Below are 16926 nucleotides of genomic sequence, written 5' to 3' on the forward strand. Positions count from 1 at the left end.
GCGGCGCGCTTCAACTTCTGTCGCATCGCGGTCTCCTTTGCGGTTGGGATGAACGCTCAGCCAACGTGCCGACGAGGCGTTAGTTCCCTCGGTTGCCGCATTTCGCCGCAAAAACTGAATTTAGCGCGAGATCGGCCGCGGCGCCCCTTTGACCGGGGCGCCTCTGCATCAAATGCTGTGAGCGAGCGGTTTTGGACTATTGATTGTGAGTCCCGCCCGGCTCAGTCACGCCTTGCAGGCCTACGCCCGCCAGCGACGGGTCGGCATGAGCGGCGTCCGCAAGCGATATCACGCCGACGAGGCGCTTGGCGCGATTGACCACCGGCATGCGGCGGACCTGTTCATCGCCCATGTTATGTGCGACGTCTGAGAGTTCCTCATCGTCGAAACAGTATTTGACGTCGGATGTCATCACGTCCGCGACGCGCGTACTGGCGTCGCGGCCGTGGGCGACGCACCGGACCACAATGTCGCGGTCGGTGATCATCCCGACCAGCCGGTCATTGTCGCCAACCGGCAGGAAGCCGATATCGTTCTCGGCCATGTGCTGAGCAACCGCCGCCACCGTGTCCTGCGGGCTCACAACATGAACATTCTTCGTCATCACGTCTGCTACACGCATTTTCGATACTCCTCATTATACCTGACCGGCATCGGAATTATCCGCCTCTCGACGGGGCGGAGGGCTCGCAGGCGGATTCAGTGCGCCGGTGGCACCTTCCGTCTCTTCCATCGGGCTGGGTGCATCGCCGCGCGTCATCTCGCGACTGGCTTGCTCCCAATGCCGCTTGTCCTGCCCCTCCGGCCGACCTTCCTGCTCCCAAATGGCATAGGCCCGACGGCGGATGAGTTCCTCTCTGTCATCCATTTCCGATCTCCGAGTGGGTTAGCTGCCCGAATGCCAACGACCGAGTCCGTCATTTGTTCCGTGACGAATGGCGGGGACTGCGGCTACGCGTCACTGGCCAGCGAATGGGCGCTTTTAGCTGCGAATACGACTGCGCTTTGCTCGATTATATCCTCGACGTCGGAGGCATCCCGGGCTCGAAAGCTTGCAGTCGCGCTGTCAAACACCCGGTGCCATCGCCGGCCCTCTCCGGGTCCAGGCATCGAAAAGCGACAATCGACCCCAGCATTGAAGATGAGAAGCAGATCGGCCTGATCGCCTGCATCGTGCAGATGGACCCCGATTGTCTGCTGTTCCGCCTGATGCCAGTCTTCCTCCGTCATGGCTTGCCCGTCGGGACGCAGCCACGTGACCAGTTCCCCAGTCAGGAAGCTGTCCTGGCGAAGAAGCGGGTTCGCAAGCCGCAAGGCGATCAGCGCTCGGCAATAAGCAAGGAAATCTTGATCGCTGCCAGGCCAATCGACCCAGCCGATTTCATTGTCCTGGCAATAGCAGTTGTTGTTGCCGCGCTGGCTGTTGCCGATCTCGTCTCCGCCAAGCACCATCGGCACGCCCTGGCAGAGCATCAGGGTCGCCATCATCGCTCGGCGCCGGCGCGAGCGGGCCGCGAGGATAGCCTCGTTGTCGGTGGCGCCCTCGACGCCGAGATTGTCCGAACAATTGTCCGCATGTCCGTCCCGGTTGTCCTCGCCGTTCGCCTCGTTGTGCCGTTCGTTGAAGGACACCGTGTCGGTGAGCGTGAACCCGTCATGAGCGCTGACCAGATTGACGGATGAGGTCGCCACGCGTCCGGAGTGGTTGAATTCGGTCGGGGAGCCCACGAGCCGCTGCGCGAGGGCAGGCAGTTGGTCGGCATCGCGCCTCCAGTAGCGACGCACATCGTCGCGAAACCGGTCGTTCCATTCCCGAAAGGGCGGCGGAAACCCGCCGAGCTGATAGCCGCCGTCTCCTATGTCCCACGGCTCGGCAATCAATTTCACACCGGCGAGAACCGGGTCCTGGCGAATGGCGTCGAAGAAACCGCCCTCCCGGTCGAATTCAATCTGTTCCCGGCCGAGCGCGCTCGCCAAATCGAACCGAAAGCCATCCACATGCATCGCGGTAACCCAGTAACGCAAACTGTCGAGGACCATCCGAAGCACCATGGGATGAGCGACGTTGAGCGTATTGCCGGTGCCTGTCGTATCGAATGTGTGCCTGCCATCGGGCGACTGCCGATAATAGCTCAGGTTGTCGATGCCGCGAAAAGCCAAGGTCGGGCCGAGCTCGGAACCTTCGCCCGTGTGGTTGTAGACCACATCCATGATCACTTCGATGCCCGCGGCGTGGAAGGCCTTCACCATCGATTTGAACTCCTGGATGTTTCCGTTGGAGAGATAGCGACGGGCCGGAGCGAAATAGCCGAGCGGCTGATAGCCCCAATAGTTGCGCAAGCCCCTTTCGACCAGGTAGCGATCATCGAGGAAGTATTGGACCGGCAGGAGCTCCACCGCCGTTACGCCGAGCTTCGACAGGTGCTCGATAATCGCGGGGTGCGCCATCGCCCGGAAGGTACCGCGTTCGTGCTCCGGTATGGCCGGATGCATCAATGTCAAGCCGCGAATATGCGCCTCATAGATTACCGTGTCCGTCCAAGGGCGCCGGATCGCCTGCTCGCCCTCCCAGTCGAACTCGGGATCCTGCACGACGGCCCTGACTGTATATGGAGCGCTGTCGCGTTCATCGAAGCTCAGGTCGGCTTCCTCGTGCCCGACACAATAGCCGAACAGGGCATCATGCCACGTCAGCTGCCCGAAGATCTGTTTGGCATAGGGATCGAGAAGCAGCTTATTTGGATTGAAGCGGTGCCCGTTCTTCGGATCGTAGGGGCCGTGCACGCGATATCCGTAGATAGTGCCAGGGCCGGCCCCGGGGAGGAAGCCGGACCATACGTCGCCTTCGCGTGTCGGCAGGGGAAGTCGGACAATCTCCTCGCGTCCGTCGTCAGAGAACAGGCAAAGGTCGACCCTTTCCGCATGGGCTGAAAAAAGCGCGAAGTGCGTGCCATCGCCTATGTACTCGGCTCCAAGCTCAGGCTTGAGGAAGTCCAACTTCGAGAAGGAGAGATCCATGGGGAAGTTCGACCTTCGAATTAAAGCAAGACCAACAATAGAGAGAATACAGCGTGAGGTGCGAACGCACTGCGACCGCGATTGTTCCGGCCTTGTAAGGTTAGCGCCGCCCGAGGGTCGGAACTTTGCAACAGGGTCCGGGTTGTTAGAGCACGTTCGCGCTTGGGACGCGCTTTGGCTCCTTTTCGTGTGCATGTCGTCCAGACCGCTGCACAGCGCGGACATCCCTCGGGGCCATAGGGTAACTGCCAATGCTTACACGCGACACTGCCATAACAGCATGGGGTCCGAGGCTTCTTCCATCTGGGCAAGCGGAGTTCCGCATCTGGGCTCCGGACCGGCAGCGGATGAATGTCGTGGTTGCCGATCGCCAAGTCCAAATGGAGCGTCAAGGGGATGGCTGGTTTTCGGCGGTCGTGCCGGCGGATGCCGGTTGCCTCTACCAGTTCGCTCTCGACGACGGAACGAGGCTCGCCGATCCGGCATCCCGCGCCCAGGCGCACGATCTCGAGGGACCCTCCATCCTGACAGACCAGAACCGCTTTCCATGGCAGCAGGGCGAGTGGCGCGGCCGCCCCTGGAGCGAAGCAGTCATCTACGAGCTTCACGTCGGGACCTTCACCGATGAAGGCACGTTCAAGGCGGCCATCCCGCGCCTCGGCGAACTTGCGCGGGCCGGCATAACGGCGTTGGAGATCATGCCGGTGGCCCAGTTTCCCGGCAACCGCGGTTGGGGTTACGACGGCGTGCTGCATTTCGCGCCCCATATCGCCTATGGCACGCCTGAAGACCTCAAGGCGCTCGTCGATGCCGCGCACGGCCACGGAATGATGATCCTGCTCGACGTCGTCTACAATCATTTCGGTCCGCTGGGAAACGCACTCCCCCGTTATGCATCGCGTTTCTTCAACCGCAGGCGATCGACCCCATGGGGCCCGGCGGTCGAATTCAACGAGCCGGCCGTTCGCCAATATTTCATCGAAAACGCCCTCTACTGGCTGCGGGACTTTCGTTTCGACGGCCTGCGCCTGGACGCCATCGGGCACATCAAGGACAGGCAGGATCCGACGTTCCTTCACGAGCTTGCTGCGACCGTGGGCGCGGCTTTCCCTGACAGGCACGTTCATCTGGTCGTGGAGGACGAGGAAAGGCGTCGGGACCTCGTCGCCTATTCGCCCGATGCGATCCCGCTGCACTTCTCGGCCAACTGGAACGACGACTTGCATCATGCGCTCCACGTGATTGCGACGGGCGAGGCGAACGGCCATTACACAGCTTATGCGGAAGATCCCTGGACGATCCTGAAAGACGTTCTGGCATGCGGCTTCCATCCGTGCTCCGCCGCCGAAAAGGGCAAACGTCCAGTGATGCCGCCGGCCCGTGTCGCCTTCCTGCAGAACCATGACCAGGTCGGCAATCGCGCGCTCGGGGAGCGGCTGCGAACGCTCGTCGGCGCCGATTTGACGGAGGTAATGACCGCGCTCCTCCTGCTCTCGCCGCAGATCCCGCTCTTGTTCATGGGGGACGACTACGGCGAAACCCGGCCGTTTCATTTTTTCGCAGACTATCAAGGTGAGATCGCGGACGCGATTCGCAAAAGCCGCCCAGAGGAAGCGGCGAATTTCGGTGGCCGGGCAGAGGACGTCGATCACATGCCCGACCCGATCGACGTGCAAACCTTCGCGTCATCCAAACTGGATTGGAAACGAGCCGAGGGCGAGGGCGGTCGCCGAGAGCGCGAAAGGCTCCGCACCTTGATAGAGCTGCGGATGCGCCACGTAGTTCCATTCGTGGCGCCCCCGGAAGCGGTCCTCGTCCATCCGACGCCTGATGGCGTTGTCGCAATAGATTGGCGTTTTCCGGGCGCGAAGCTTCAGTTGAGGCTGAATCTCTCCGATGCGGAACAGAGGGTCCCCGGAACCGAGGGCCACGTGATCTGGTCCGCCGGGTGGGTTCCCGATGAGACGACGCTAAGGGCGCCCGGCATTTTGGTGGCCACGCATGAGGTCTCAGCCGTAAGCAGACGCGGCGACACAGGGACCGGGCGAAGACAATGAAACTCGGCCCAGCTCTCGCCGGCGAACATGCAGGTGGGCCTTCGCTGCTCGCAATCAGCCAGCAGGCGGAGGGATGCCAGCGCTGCGAGCTTTATAAAAATGCCACACAGCTCGTCTTTGGCGAGGGGCCCCGGGATGCCAGGCTCTTCTTCATAGGCGAGCAACCCGGCGATCGCGAGGACATCGAGGGACACCCGTTTGTCGGACCCGCGGGCATTCTCTTCGCCCAGTGCCTGGAAGAGGCGGGGATAGATAGGAGCGAATGCTATGTCACCAACGCCGTCAAACACTTCAAATATGAGCAGCGGGGAAAGCGGCGAATCCATTCGAAGCCCAATGCGGGCGAGATCCAGAGCTGCGCCTGGTGGCTCGGAGCCGAACTCGAAAAGGTTCGGCCCGACGTCGTCGTCGCGCTCGGGGCTACGGCGACAAGAACACTGCTCGGAAGCTCGGCCAAGGTCACGCGAGACCGCGGCCGAGCGATCCACACCGGGCGCGATTTTGACATCCTCGTGACAATCCACCCATCCTATCTGCTGCGGATTCGAGAAAGGGGGGATGCCTCGCAGGAACGCCAGCGTTTCATCGCGGACCTCCGCATGGCCGCCTCGCTCCGGTCCGAAGCCCGAGCCTAATTGGCCGGCCTCCTCAGCGGTCACTCCGCCCGTTCTCCGGCCCTTCACCGCATGAGGAGGCTTTGCTCGCAGCTGTCAATACTCCTTCCAGTTATCGGTTGAAAGAGCGGCGTTCCCTTGGAATGAGGCGGACAACTTGGCCGATAGCTGACGCGCCGGCGACGGGGCGGGGCGTGATGTAGCCGCGGCGGCCGCTACCTGCGGCCGTCTGTTGCTGCGTGTTGCCGGTTGCGTTCCGATGTTGAACTGGGCGAGTAGTTGGAACAGTGCCTCTGCCTCGCAAGCAAGGCTATGGGCCGCTGCTGTGGATTGCTCAACCATGGCGGCGTTCTGTTGTGTACCCTGGTCCATGGCGTTGACAGACGCATTGATCTCCTTGAGACCGGTAGCCTGCTCCTTGGATGCTTCCACAATTGCAATGACATTTCCATCGACCTGCTGGACTTGGACAACGATCTCCTGCAAGGCAGTCCCCGTCTCACCGACGAGAGATACGCCATTTTTTACATGATCGTTTGACGTGTTGATCAATTCCTTGATCTCTTTCGCTGCCTTGGCGGAGCGCTGTGCCAGCTCACGAACTTCTTGAGCCACCACTGCGAAGCCCTTCCCAGCATCACCAGCTCGTGCGGCTTCAACTCCGGCATTAAGCGCGAGCAGGTTTGTCTGGAAAGCGATCTCATCAATGACGCCGATGATGTTACCGATCTCGGTTGCCGAGGCCTCGATCTTACCCATGGCGTCAACGGCGTTCCGCACTACGCGGCCGGAATGTTCGGCGTTTTCTTTCGTCTGGCGGACAAGTTTTCCAGCTTCCTGCGCCCTGCTGCTGGAATCGGAGACAGTCGTGGTAATCTCCTCCAATGCCGCTGCTGTTTCTTCGACGGATGCCGCCTGGTTCTCTGTTCGCTTGGCCAAGTCATCCGAAGCGGAGCGAATTTCCTGTGCTCCAGATGCGATAGCACTCGCGTTTTCAGCGACTTTTTGCATGGCGCCGCGCAGTTTTTCCACGGCTTGGTTAAAGTCTGTCCGCAACCGGTCGAGAGAGGGTATGAAAGGTGTAGCGATGTGTCGGGTAAGATCACCGTTCGCCAGCCCCTGAAGAGCTTCCGCAAGTTGCTTGACTGCTGTATCGGTCTGCTCGGCTAGGGCGCTTCGTTCTGAGGCTTCCGATTCCAGCCGCTTGCGCTCTTCCGCGGATCGCGTCGCTTCCCTGTCAGCATCCGCCTGCGTTTTGGCGGAGATTACATCGCGCAAAGTAGAAACCGCGCGTGCCAGCATACCGATTTCGTCTCGCCGCTTTTCTAGATCTCGATCGCCTTCCATATTCCCTTCAGCCATGGACGCTAGCGAGTCCTGGAGTTTGCCCATCGGGGCAACGATAGAGCGAGCGGTCAGTGACGCTGCAACAAGGGCAAGCAGGACTGCGATGCCCAAAGCCGTCAATGCCAGAGAATTGAACCCGCTGGCAGTTCCGCGCACCTCCGCGCCAATCTTTTTGTTGAGGGCCTCCTGATAGTCGATGAATTTGTTGATCGCCCCCAGCCAGGATACGAATGCCGGCCGCGCTTGCTCAAGAAGAAGATTGCTGGCTTCCTCTGAGGCGCCGCGCTCTTGGAGCGAGATGATCTCCGCGACGAGGGGGTTTGTCCTGGCCTGAATCGCTGCGATTTCGTCCAGGATCGCCCGCTCCTGGGTCGTCGCGCCGACTGGCGATGAGACCATGGCCGCCATCTTCTGTTCGTTCTCCGCATAGGCCGAGGCGAGCTTTGCAATAAGATCGACAGCGGCCTTTCGCTCGGCTGGAGATGCGACGATGGTCACATCGCGGATGGCGATTGCTCGATCATGGACGCTCCCACGATAGTTGATGGCATAGCGTTGCTTTACGCTGTTGATGTCATTGATCACGCCGAGTTTGTCGTTAATCTTTGAAACCTGGTTTGTGGAGTAGAGCGTCAGACCGATCATCAGAATGAGCAGAAATCCAAATCCTGCAATGAGACGCCCGACCACTCCAAGTAGTTTAACCTTCGCCATCTGCCATGTTGTCCTGTGAATTGAGTGTGAGACTCCAGCACGAATGCTGGCACACCCACGGGGGGTGCAATCACTCCCAAATATCGATCGACAAGGTTAAAATTCGAAAAACAGAAACCTCTGTTTTAGGATCTCAGAAACTACATTTTCCGCAAAAATCGTTACCCGCATTTGAGCGCCAGCGGCAAATTTTTGCCGCACACGTGACCCTTTTCTTTTGTGGTGCACGTTCGGGCGGCGCGGCAGCAACTGTGCCCTTAGTGTAGCCGGCGCCGCAACTCGGCTGGGCTTCCGGTGGGCATACCGCTTTTGAAGGTAAGCCCAAAAGACAACGGCGGCTAATTTCGGTGGAATAGCTCCCTGTCCGCGTCGGCGACCCTATCCAGATGTTCATCTTCTATTTTCGCTTGGCCTCAGATGAAACTGTGGCGATCAAGCAAATCTGCTCGCTTTGTCGAATCTGGTTTTGACAGCGCATCGATGTCGATCTGACCGCGAAAGTCAGGACTTTGACCAATGAGGGAGTGGAAACCGGATGAGGTGTCGCAATGTCTGCCGGTGATGTGGTCTACTTGCCTGCCAAGGACTTCACTTATGAATATTTCGCCTCGGTGCGGGGCGCATTGGCTGAGGTCGATACCGAAGCCGTCCAGGCAGCGATAGAGATGTTGCGCAGGGCGCGCGACGCGGGCGCTACAATCTTCATCGCGGGCAACGGCGGCAGCGCCGCAACAGCTTCGCACTGGGTCAATGATCTTGGCAAGGCGACCAAACGGTCCGGGCAGCGGCCAATCCGTGTGATGGGCCTGACTGACAATATTTCCTGGATGACGGCGCTGGGCAATGACGAAGGCTACGACCGCATCTTTGCCGGGCAGCTGGAGAATTTCGCCACCCCCGGTGACGTTCTCATTGTGATCTCCGCAAGTGGGAATTCACCAAATCTCGTGCGCGCAGTTGAGCTCGCCCGCACGAAAGACGTCGCTAGCATCGCGCTCGTCGGTTTCGACGGCGGCGCGCTGAAGGCGCTCGTGGATCAGCCGGTATGGGTGCGATCCGAAAAGGGGGCGTACGAGCTCGTCGAGGATATCCACTCGACGATCTGCCATGCGATCACGCGATACCTCGTTGCCGATTGCCCGGAGCTGGCTCGATGAACCTCAGCCTGGCAAGATCCTCATACCCAGAGGAGGAGCAGCCGCTTGCGTGTGTCGAAGGCCGCACGTACAGCCGGCCACGCCAGGCTGTCATTCTGGCTGGCGGGCGTGGCACGCGCATGCACCCGATCACCCTCGACCGCCCGAAGCCAATGGTGCCGGTGCTCGGCCGGCCCTTTTTGGAGTACCAGATCGAACAATTGCGGCAGGCGGGGTTCGAAAAAGTTCTTCTACTGCTTGGATATCTGCCGCACGTGGTAATGGACCACTTCGGTGACGGGAGCCGGTTCGGGATCAAGATCGAGTATGCCGTCACCGGACCCGACGATCTTACAAGCAGCCGGGTCTTCAATGCGCGAGATCTCATCGATCCATGCTTTCTGCTGCTTTATTGCGACAATTATTGGCCGATGCGGATGGAGCGGCTGTGGCAACGCTTCTGCGCGGCCGGCAAGCCTGGAATGATCACGGTCTATAGCAACAAGGACGGCTATTCACGCGGCAGCGTGATCCTTGATGCGGACGATAATGTGACGGTTTTCGACCGGCTCCGCACCACGCCCGGGCTGCAGGGGGTCGAGATCAGCTATGCCATACTGACCGACCTTGCCCTCGAACTCCTGCCCCACGAGGACACCCTTTTCGAGGAGGCCATCTATACGCCGCTCGCCGCGCAGCATCGCCTCGCCGGCTTCCTGAGTGAGCACCGCTATTACGGCGTGGGCTCGATTGAGCGCCTACCCGTGACGGAGCGCTTCATGAGGCGCGAGAAAACCATTCTCGTGGACAGGGACGGCGTCCTCAACCGCAAGCCGCCGCGGGCCGAATATGTCTGTTCATGGGACCAGTGGGAGTGGGTACCGGGTTCAAAGCAGGCGTTGGCCGTTCTGAATGAGGCCGGCTACCGCATCATCGTCATCTCGAACCAGGCAGGGATAGCGCGCGGAGCGATGAGCGCCGCGGATCTCGAGGAAATTCACCGGCGCATGTGTGCCGAGGCCGAAGCCGCCGGCGGCAAGATCACGGCGATCTATCACTGCCCCCACGGCTGGGACGAAGGCTGCGAGTGTCGGAAGCCAAAGCCGGGCATGCTGTTCGAGGCACAGCGCGACTTTGACCTCGATCTCACACGCACCCTGTTCGTCGGTGATGATGATCGTGACTGTCAAGCGGCCGAAGCCGCGGATTGCCTGTATGCGCAAGTAAGCGAGCATCGCTCGCTCCTGGATATCACCCGTCAACTCCTTTCGAAAGCGGAGCAGGGCAGACATGAATGAACCATCACGCGTTCTCGTCACCGGACACAATGGATATCTCGGTTCTGTCATGGTTCCCGTGTTGCAAGCGGCGGGCTATGAGGTGACCGGGCTGGACATGGGATATTTTCGTGCGTGCACCCTGGGCGCGGACAATACCAAGGTGCCCGAGATCACAAAGGATCTGCGCGCCATCGAACCTTCGGATGTTCGGGGCTTTGACGCGGTGATCCATCTCGCGGCACTTTCGAACGACCCGATCGGAAATCTCAACGCGGACTGGACGAGGCAGATCAACGCGGAAGGCACGGTTCGCCTCGCCGAGATGGCCAAGGCGGCAGGGATCCGGCGGTTCCTGTTCTCCTCATCCTGCATCATGTACGGCATGTCGGAAGCCGCCGTAGTCGATGAAACATCCCCGCTGGCGCCGCAAACGGAGTATGCGAGATCGAAGGTCATCGCGGAAGAAGCGCTGTGCGCGCTGGCCGATGACGGGTTCTCGCCCGTCTATTGCCGCAACGGCACTGTCTACGGTCTGTCGCCGCGAATGCGCTTCGACACCGTGCTGAACAATTTCATGGGCAGCGCCTTCACAACGGGACGTGTCGAAGTCCATAGCGACGGCACGCCTTGGCGGCCCGTTGTCCATGTCCAGGATGTTGCGCGCTACTTCAAACTGATGCTGGAGGCGCCGCTCCAGGACGTCCACAACGAGGCGCTCAACATGGGCGTCGAAAGCCTCAATCTTCAAGTGCGCGAGATCGCGGAGATCGCCGTTGAGGCCGTCCCCGGCGCGCAGCTGACAATGACACCGAAACCCGGCGCGGACCAAAGGACGTACAAGGCCGACTTCAGCAAGTTCTCGCGAACTTTCCCGGACTTCGAGTTTCAGTGGACGGCACGAAAAGGAGCGCAGGAGCTCTACGAGGCGTTCCGCGCGATCGCACTCAGACATGAAGACTTCACCGACAAACGCTTCACGCGGTTGCGCTGGCTCGATCACCTGCTTCAAGCGGGGATGCTCGATGACGAGCTGCGCTGGCGGACCGCGGAACCGTGCGTCGCCTGACCATCGTTCCCGTCAATTTTCGAGGTGGCGAATATGGAACAGCTAGTCGATACCACAGTGATGACGGGTCGCCCCTCAGGACTGGCCCATCCGGCGATCATCGATCGCGCTGCACAGCGGCTGCCGTCTCTCGTCATGACGCGCACACCGTTGCGCGTCAGTTTTGCGGGCGGCGGAACCGACCTGCCGGATTTCTACAACCTCGATTACGGCGCAGTCTTCAGCGCAGCGGTGGACAAGTACGTCTATGTCACCGTCAAGCGCCACAGCGAAATCTTCAATGAGCCAATCCGCGTCAACTATTCACAGACGGAGCAGGTTAACACCGTAGGGGAGATCAAGAACAATATCGCTCGGGAATGTCTGCGTTTCCTGGAGATCGAACCGCCGATCTACATCTCGACGGTCGGCGACATGCCGGCCTCGACGGGCATGGGCGGCTCGAGCTCGTTCACGGTGGGACTCCTCAACGCGCTACACGCCTTCCGGGGAGAACGCGTCACCGCGGGCCAGTTGGCCGAAGAGGCATGTCACATCGAGATAGACATCCTCAAGGAGCCGATCGGCAAACAGGATCAATATGCCGCCGCGTTCGGGGGCATGAACCTGTTCCGCTTTCAGCCGGGCGGTGCGGTGACGGTCGAGCCGCAGCGGGCGCGCAATGGCGCCGTCGAACATCTCTTCAGCAATCTGATGATGTTCTGGACTTCTCATCAACGACCGGCCAGTTCCGTGCTGGTCGAGCAAAAGGCAAAAACATCGAGCAATCTCGATACGCTCAGGCGGATGCGGGACGATGCCTTCATGCTTCAGGAGATTTTCTCTGAGCCCCTCATCGACATAGAGCGCTTCGGCGCCGTTCTTCACGCAGGCTGGGAAATGAAGCGGAGCTTGGCGTCCCGCGTGAGCAACGAGGAAATCAACAACAATTACGACCTCGCCAGGCAGGCAGGGGCGGAAGGTGGCAAGTTGTGCGGCGCCGGCGGCGGCGGCTTTCTTATGTTCGCGGTCAAGCCGGAGCGTCGGGAAAGCGTAAGGCTCGCCCTCTCACACCTGGCCTATGTGCCTATCGGCTATGAGGTACACGGCTCACGCCTTCTGCATCCAGCGTAGGTCTGATGCCGTTCGCTATCGCACGGCGATCGTTGGCGCGAGCAAACGGCGGGAGAGATCGTCGGAGAAACCCGGCATGACGTTCACTAGCTAATGGATCTACGATGCTTTTCACGAAGACCGATATTCCCGGCGCGACCCTGGTGGACTTGGAGAAATTCGAGGACGAGCGGGGCTTCTTCGCACGTGGCTGGTGTGCGCGGGAGTTTGCCGAGCACGGGCTTCCGGATTACGTCGCACAGATGAACCTCTCATATAATAGAAGCAAGCACACGCTGCGCGGCTTCCACTATCAGCTCGCTCCCCATGGGGAGGACAAGATGCTTCGCTGCGCCCGCGGCAGCCTCTACGACGTGCTGATCGATCTTCGCCCCGAATCGCCAACCTACAAGCAGCACCTTGCTGTGGAGCTCTCAGCGGCGAACCGGCGGATGCTGGTGATACCGAAGGGCTGCGCGAATGCCTTTCTCACAATGGAGGACGACTCCGAGGCTACATACCTCGTTTCCGAATTCTACGCGCCAGCCGCCGAACGGGGCGTTCGCTGGAACGATTCCACCTTCGCCGTGAGATGGCCGGTGGATGAGCCGGCGGTGATTTCGGAAAAGGACCGAAGCTGGCCGGACTACGCCGGATAACTTTTTTCCGCCGCGAAACTGCCGGAGCAAGACAGAGGAGAGGCAAATGTTCATTGTCGACAGGGAGTTGGAAAAGCTCCAGGCCGAGGGGCGTCCAATTCGCGTGGGTATGGTCGGTGCCGGCTTCATGGCACGAGGCATCGCCCTGCAGATGCTTCGCTATGTTCCGGGCATGGAACTCGTGGCCATATCCAACCGACACGTGGAAAAGGCGCGAGAAGCCTATGCGGCTGCTGGCGCGGACGATGTGACGGAGGCGACCAGCACCACAGCGCTCGAGGAACTTGTGTCCCGCGGTCGCCGCGCGGTCACGGCGGACCCGATGCACATTTGCGAGGCCGGAGGCATCGACGTCGTGGTCGAGGCAACGGGCGCAATCGAATTTTCTGCCCATGTCGCAATGAGAGCCATTCGGCACGGCAAGCATGTCGTGCTGATGAACGCCGAACTCGACGGCACGATTGGATCCATCCTGAAGGTATATGCCGACCGCGCCGGGGTGGTGATCACCAACGTGGAAGGGGATCAACCGGGCGTGATCATGAACCTCTACCGTTGGGTCAAAGGCCTGGGCATCCGACCGGTTCTTTGCGGGAACATCAAGGGCCTGCACGATCCCTATCGCAACCCGACCACTCAGGAGGCGTTTGCCAGGCGATGGGGCATGAAGCCACCGATGGTGACCTCATTCGCGGATGGCTCGAAGATCTCGTTCGAGAATGCGATCGTGGCCAATGCCACCGGTATGCGCGTTGCCAAACGGGGGATGCATGGCCCCACGGTCGAGGCCGGCACACCAATCCAGCAGGCAGTCGACTGGTTTCCTCTCGAAGACGTGATGAATGGGCCCGGTATCGTCGACTACGTGGTCGGAGCGATGCCCAATCCGGGAATTTTCGTGCTCGGCACGACCGAAGATGCAACTGAGAGGCACTATCTGGAACTGTATAAATTGGGAAAGGGCCCGCTCTATTGCTTCTACTGGCCCTATCATCTTTGCCATTTCGAGGTGCCCAACACAGTCGCCCGCGCCGTGCTGTTCAAGGATGCAGCGATTGCTCCGCTGGGCGCGCCTACCGTCGATGTCGTGGCGACCGCGAAGACCGAGCTCAAATCGGGCGCCGTGATCGATGGAATCGGCCATTACATGACTTACGGGCTCGCCGAGAATACGGATTCGACCCGAGGCGAGCGCCTCCTGCCGTTGGGTCTGGCCGAGGGCTGTCGGCTGAAACGCGATGTGGCCAAAGATGCCGTGCTCACCTATGACGATGTCGAACTGCCGCACGGTCGCCTTTGCGATCAGCTGCGTGCCGAGCAGGACATCCATTTCTTCGGGTCGTCGGTGGCCGAAGCGGCGCATCCACAGAGAGTGGTGGCATAGAAGCGGCGGGCACACCAATGCAAACATCACGATCCGCTAACCCTGGGGTCCGCGGATTGCGCTCATCGACTTGCTTGCGCAAAGGACGGTATGCCGTGAGTTCGATTGACGTCGTAATACCTAATTACAACTACGGGCGATTTTTGCGGGACTGCGTCAGGAGCGTCCAAGCGCAGGCAGTTGAGAACCTGCGCATCCTGATTATCGACAATGCGTCGAGCGACGACAGTGTGGAAATCGCCCGGTCGCTTGCTGCAGAGGACCCTCGTATCGAAATCATCGCACGCAAGGTGAACAAGGGGCTCCACGCATCTTTCAATGAAGGCATCGACTGGGCCTCGGCCGAGTACCTGACCATCCTGCACGCCGACGACCTACTCGCGGCCGGCGCACTGAAGCGGACAATGGATTGCCTCGGTCGCTATCCAGGCGTTGCGATGACATGCGGCAGGACGGTGAGACACGGCGAAGAGATCCGGGATGCCCGCTTGGGGTCAGACTGGCGGATCGAAACGGGGGAAAGCTTCATTTCGCAAAGATGCAGGACCGCACACAATACGGTGGCATGTTGCGGCGTGGTCGTTCGAACCAGTGCTCAAAAAATCGCCGGCCACTACGACGAGCGCCTGTCATTCGCTCCCGACCTGGAGATGTGGCTGCGCCTGGCCCGTCTCGGCGATGTTGCCCGCACGAGCGCGACTCAAGGCTTCGTGCGTGTACATGCCGATAACGCTTCGGCCTACACGCGCGAACGCCTCGCGCCCGAGCTCGAAGCCGTGGAATTATCCTTCGAAACGTTTTTCGGCAAGGAGAATGCCAAAGGCAGGGACGTCTCGCATCTGCGCACACAGGTGCAGCGATCGATCGCCGAGCGCGCTTACTGGGCTGCGCTGGCCCACCTCGTTCGCGGCAGTTTCACCGGGGGCTGGGAATTGGCGCGCCTGGCCCTGAGACGTCGTGCAAGGATGATTCTCATGCCCCCGGTCGGTTACATCCTGCGTCGACAAGATGGCGTTCGGCGTATCGGCCAGGTCGTTCTGGAAGCGAAGAAACGCCGGTTCGGTGCTCAATGGCAGCGGGCCGGCAACAGGACCTCATGAGGTGCGCCGATGCCGGTCATTGCCCCCGAGATGATAGAAGACCATTACGATCTCGTGATCGGCGGGACCGGCTTCGGCTCGATGTTCTTCCTGCATGGCTATCGGCGGCGATTTCCACGGGCACGTGTGCTCCTGGTCGAGTGGGGCGGCTTTCATGATCGCAGCTGGCAGATTGAGAACCAGCGCAACAGCGACACCGATGCAGCGCAGACCTTCGTGCAGGATCCGGATGAAAAGCCCTGGTTCTTCACATTGGGCTTCGGTGGGGGAACGAACTGTTGGTGGGCGAACACGCCGCGCCTGTCGCCAAACGATTTTCGGCTCAGGACCATGTACGGCGTCGGCGAGGACTGGCCCATCAGCTATGAAGATCTCGAGCCCTACTACGTCGCGGCGGAGCAGATAATGCTAGTGGCCGGCCCCAATGACCTGGGGTGTCGCTATCCTCGATCAGCCCCGTATCCTCAACCGGCCCACAACCTATCTAGCGTCGACAGGATCATGAAGTCGGCGATGCCGGATCATCACTTCGCCGTGCCGACAGCTCGCCTGAGGACACCGGTCGGAGATCGCGGCCCCTGCTGCGACAGCGTGCAGTGCAATCTTTGCCCTCTCGATGCGAAGTTCACGGCGCTCAATACATTCGGTGAGCACATGGACGCACCGACCGTTCACGTTTTGCCAAATGCCAGGGTCCTTTCCGTTGAGTTGGAAGGCGGTGTCGCCAAGGGCCTGCGCTACTCGACAGGTGGGCGCGAACAGGTAGTGACGGGCGATCTTGTGGCCATTGGATGTAATGCAATCCACTCGCCGTTCATTTTGATGCGATCCGGGCTTTTTCATCCCGCGCTTGGGAAATACCTGCATGAGAAGCACGTCCTGCAGTTCGAGGTCCTGCTTGACGGCGTCGATCATTTCGACGGGGGCATTCCAACCGCTGGCCTCAATACGCTCATGGTTGACGGCGAGCATCGACGGGAGGGTGGCGCGGCACTCGTTTATTTCATTAATCATTATTTCCGCGATGGCTTGCGAGCCGAATGGGGCCGGTGGCGGCAGACCCTCCCAATGGAAGTATTCGTCGAGGACTTGCCGCTTGAAGCGAACAAAGTGTTCGACGAAGGTGGCGAGATGCCTGCCGTAAGCCATCCCCGCCGTTCCTCGTATTGCGACAAGGGTGTCGAGCATGTGATCGCCAAGCTGCCGCAGCTTTTGGCGCCATTACCCGTCGAACGCATTATCCGTCGGCAAGATCTTCCCACCGGCTTCCACATCCAGGGAACCTGTCGCATGGGGAAGGATCGAGCCCAGTCGATTGTGGATGGCGGGCTCGTGCACCACGATGTGCGCAACCTGCTCGTTCTTGGAACAAGTGTTTGGCCCAGCTGTGGGACGGCCAATCCGAGCCTGACAGCAGCCGCACTGTCGCTGCGAGCCGCAGCGCTCATCGGAGGCTGAT

General features: G+C 60.3%; 14 protein-coding genes. 10 read left to right on the plus strand and 4 right to left on the minus strand.

Annotation, left to right across the window (positions count from 1 at the left end):
* Positions 1-196 precede the first annotated feature (196 nt).
* The 3 genes from J2Z31_RS05945 to glgX all read right to left on the minus strand — a co-directional run bounded on the left by J2Z31_RS05945 (position 197) and on the right by glgX (position 3018).
* Positions 197-622 carry a CBS domain-containing protein gene (locus J2Z31_RS05945; RefSeq protein WP_209600924.1) on the minus strand — a complete coding sequence of 142 codons (426 nt, stop codon included), beginning with the start codon at positions 620-622 and terminating at the stop codon, positions 197-199.
* Between the two features lie 15 nt (positions 623-637).
* Positions 638-868, minus strand: coding sequence for a DUF2934 domain-containing protein (locus J2Z31_RS05950; RefSeq protein ID WP_209600925.1), 231 nt, complete (start codon positions 866-868; stop codon positions 638-640).
* An 83-nt stretch (positions 869-951) separates the two neighbouring features.
* Positions 952-3018 carry a glycogen debranching protein GlgX gene (glgX, locus tag J2Z31_RS05955; protein ID WP_209600926.1) on the minus strand — a complete coding sequence of 689 codons (2067 nt, stop codon included), beginning with the start codon at positions 3016-3018 and terminating at the stop codon, positions 952-954.
* Positions 3019-3269: 251 nt separating this feature from the next.
* On the opposite strand from glgX, the gene treZ reads away from it, so the two are divergent.
* Both treZ and J2Z31_RS05965 read left to right on the plus strand, forming a co-directional pair.
* A complete protein-coding gene (treZ, locus tag J2Z31_RS05960) occupies positions 3270-5075 on the plus strand; it encodes a malto-oligosyltrehalose trehalohydrolase (RefSeq protein WP_268828418.1) in 1806 nt (601 codons plus the stop codon).
* Positions 5072-5710: a UdgX family uracil-DNA binding protein gene (locus J2Z31_RS05965; protein WP_209600928.1), complete on the plus strand. Its 639-nt coding sequence runs from the start codon at positions 5072-5074 to the stop codon at positions 5708-5710. Before treZ ends, J2Z31_RS05965 begins: the two co-directional genes overlap by 4 nt.
* A 75-nt stretch (positions 5711-5785) precedes the next feature.
* Here the strand turns inward: J2Z31_RS05965 and J2Z31_RS05970 are convergent, their stop codons facing one another.
* Positions 5786-7750: a HAMP domain-containing methyl-accepting chemotaxis protein gene (locus tag J2Z31_RS05970; RefSeq protein ID WP_209600929.1), complete on the minus strand. Its 1965-nt coding sequence runs from the start codon at positions 7748-7750 to the stop codon at positions 5786-5788.
* A gap of 548 nt (positions 7751-8298) precedes the next feature.
* On the opposite strand from J2Z31_RS05970, the gene J2Z31_RS05975 reads away from it, so the two are divergent.
* The 8 genes from J2Z31_RS05975 to J2Z31_RS06010 all read left to right on the plus strand — a co-directional run bounded on the left by J2Z31_RS05975 (position 8299) and on the right by J2Z31_RS06010 (position 16925).
* The gene (locus tag J2Z31_RS05975; protein ID WP_209600930.1) at positions 8299-8907 is read left to right on the plus strand and encodes a D-sedoheptulose-7-phosphate isomerase; all 609 of its coding nucleotides are present in this window, start codon (positions 8299-8301) and stop codon (positions 8905-8907) included.
* Positions 8904-10184, plus strand: coding sequence for an HAD-IIIA family hydrolase (locus J2Z31_RS05980; protein ID WP_209600931.1), 1281 nt, complete (start codon positions 8904-8906; stop codon positions 10182-10184). Before J2Z31_RS05975 ends, J2Z31_RS05980 begins: the two co-directional genes overlap by 4 nt.
* Positions 10177-11232: an NAD-dependent epimerase/dehydratase family protein gene (locus J2Z31_RS05985; RefSeq protein WP_209600932.1), complete on the plus strand. Its 1056-nt coding sequence runs from the start codon at positions 10177-10179 to the stop codon at positions 11230-11232. The genes J2Z31_RS05980 and J2Z31_RS05985 overlap by 8 nt, the downstream gene beginning before the upstream one ends.
* 33 nt (positions 11233-11265) lie before the next feature.
* Positions 11266-12345, plus strand: coding sequence for a GHMP family kinase ATP-binding protein (locus J2Z31_RS05990; RefSeq protein WP_209600933.1), 1080 nt, complete (start codon positions 11266-11268; stop codon positions 12343-12345).
* A gap of 104 nt (positions 12346-12449) precedes the next feature.
* Entirely contained in the window at positions 12450-12983 is a 534-nt protein-coding gene (rfbC, locus tag J2Z31_RS05995) for a dTDP-4-dehydrorhamnose 3,5-epimerase (protein WP_209600934.1), read from the plus strand.
* Positions 12984-13029: 46 nt separating this feature from the next.
* Positions 13030-14367 (plus strand): NAD(P)H-dependent oxidoreductase, encoded by a 1338-nt coding sequence (locus J2Z31_RS06000; RefSeq protein WP_209600935.1) that lies wholly within the window; start codon positions 13030-13032, stop codon positions 14365-14367.
* 95 nt (positions 14368-14462) lie between these two features.
* Positions 14463-15467, plus strand: a complete 1005-nt coding sequence (locus J2Z31_RS06005; RefSeq protein WP_209600936.1) for a glycosyltransferase family 2 protein — start codon at positions 14463-14465, stop codon at positions 15465-15467.
* A 9-nt stretch (positions 15468-15476) separates the two neighbouring features.
* Positions 15477-16925 (plus strand): GMC oxidoreductase, encoded by a 1449-nt coding sequence (locus J2Z31_RS06010; protein ID WP_209600937.1) that lies wholly within the window; start codon positions 15477-15479, stop codon positions 16923-16925.
* Position 16926 lies beyond the last annotated feature (1 nt).

The sequence above is a fragment of the Sinorhizobium kostiense genome, from assembly GCF_017874595.1.
In the GTDB taxonomy this organism is placed as follows: Bacteria; Pseudomonadota; Alphaproteobacteria; order Rhizobiales; family Rhizobiaceae; genus Sinorhizobium; species Sinorhizobium kostiense.

Coding starts and splice junctions, on each gene's coding strand:
- J2Z31_RS05945 (WP_209600924.1), bottom strand. CDS start 622: ATGCGTGTAGCAGACGTGATGACGAAGAATGTTCATGTTGTGAGCCCG.
- J2Z31_RS05950 (WP_209600925.1), bottom strand. CDS start 868: ATGGATGACAGAGAGGAACTCATCCGCCGTCGGGCCTATGCCATTTGG.
- glgX (WP_209600926.1), bottom strand. CDS start 3,018: ATGGATCTCTCCTTCTCGAAGTTGGACTTCCTCAAGCCTGAGCTTGGA.
- treZ (WP_268828418.1), top strand. CDS start 3,270: ATGCTTACACGCGACACTGCCATAACAGCATGGGGTCCGAGGCTTCTT.
- J2Z31_RS05965 (WP_209600928.1), top strand. CDS start 5,072: ATGAAACTCGGCCCAGCTCTCGCCGGCGAACATGCAGGTGGGCCTTCG.
- J2Z31_RS05970 (WP_209600929.1), bottom strand. CDS start 7,750: ATGGCGAAGGTTAAACTACTTGGAGTGGTCGGGCGTCTCATTGCAGGA.
- J2Z31_RS05975 (WP_209600930.1), top strand. CDS start 8,299: ATGTCTGCCGGTGATGTGGTCTACTTGCCTGCCAAGGACTTCACTTAT.
- J2Z31_RS05980 (WP_209600931.1), top strand. CDS start 8,904: ATGAACCTCAGCCTGGCAAGATCCTCATACCCAGAGGAGGAGCAGCCG.
- J2Z31_RS05985 (WP_209600932.1), top strand. CDS start 10,177: ATGAATGAACCATCACGCGTTCTCGTCACCGGACACAATGGATATCTC.
- J2Z31_RS05990 (WP_209600933.1), top strand. CDS start 11,266: ATGGAACAGCTAGTCGATACCACAGTGATGACGGGTCGCCCCTCAGGA.
- rfbC (WP_209600934.1), top strand. CDS start 12,450: ATGCTTTTCACGAAGACCGATATTCCCGGCGCGACCCTGGTGGACTTG.
- J2Z31_RS06000 (WP_209600935.1), top strand. CDS start 13,030: ATGTTCATTGTCGACAGGGAGTTGGAAAAGCTCCAGGCCGAGGGGCGT.
- J2Z31_RS06010 (WP_209600937.1), top strand. CDS start 15,477: ATGCCGGTCATTGCCCCCGAGATGATAGAAGACCATTACGATCTCGTG.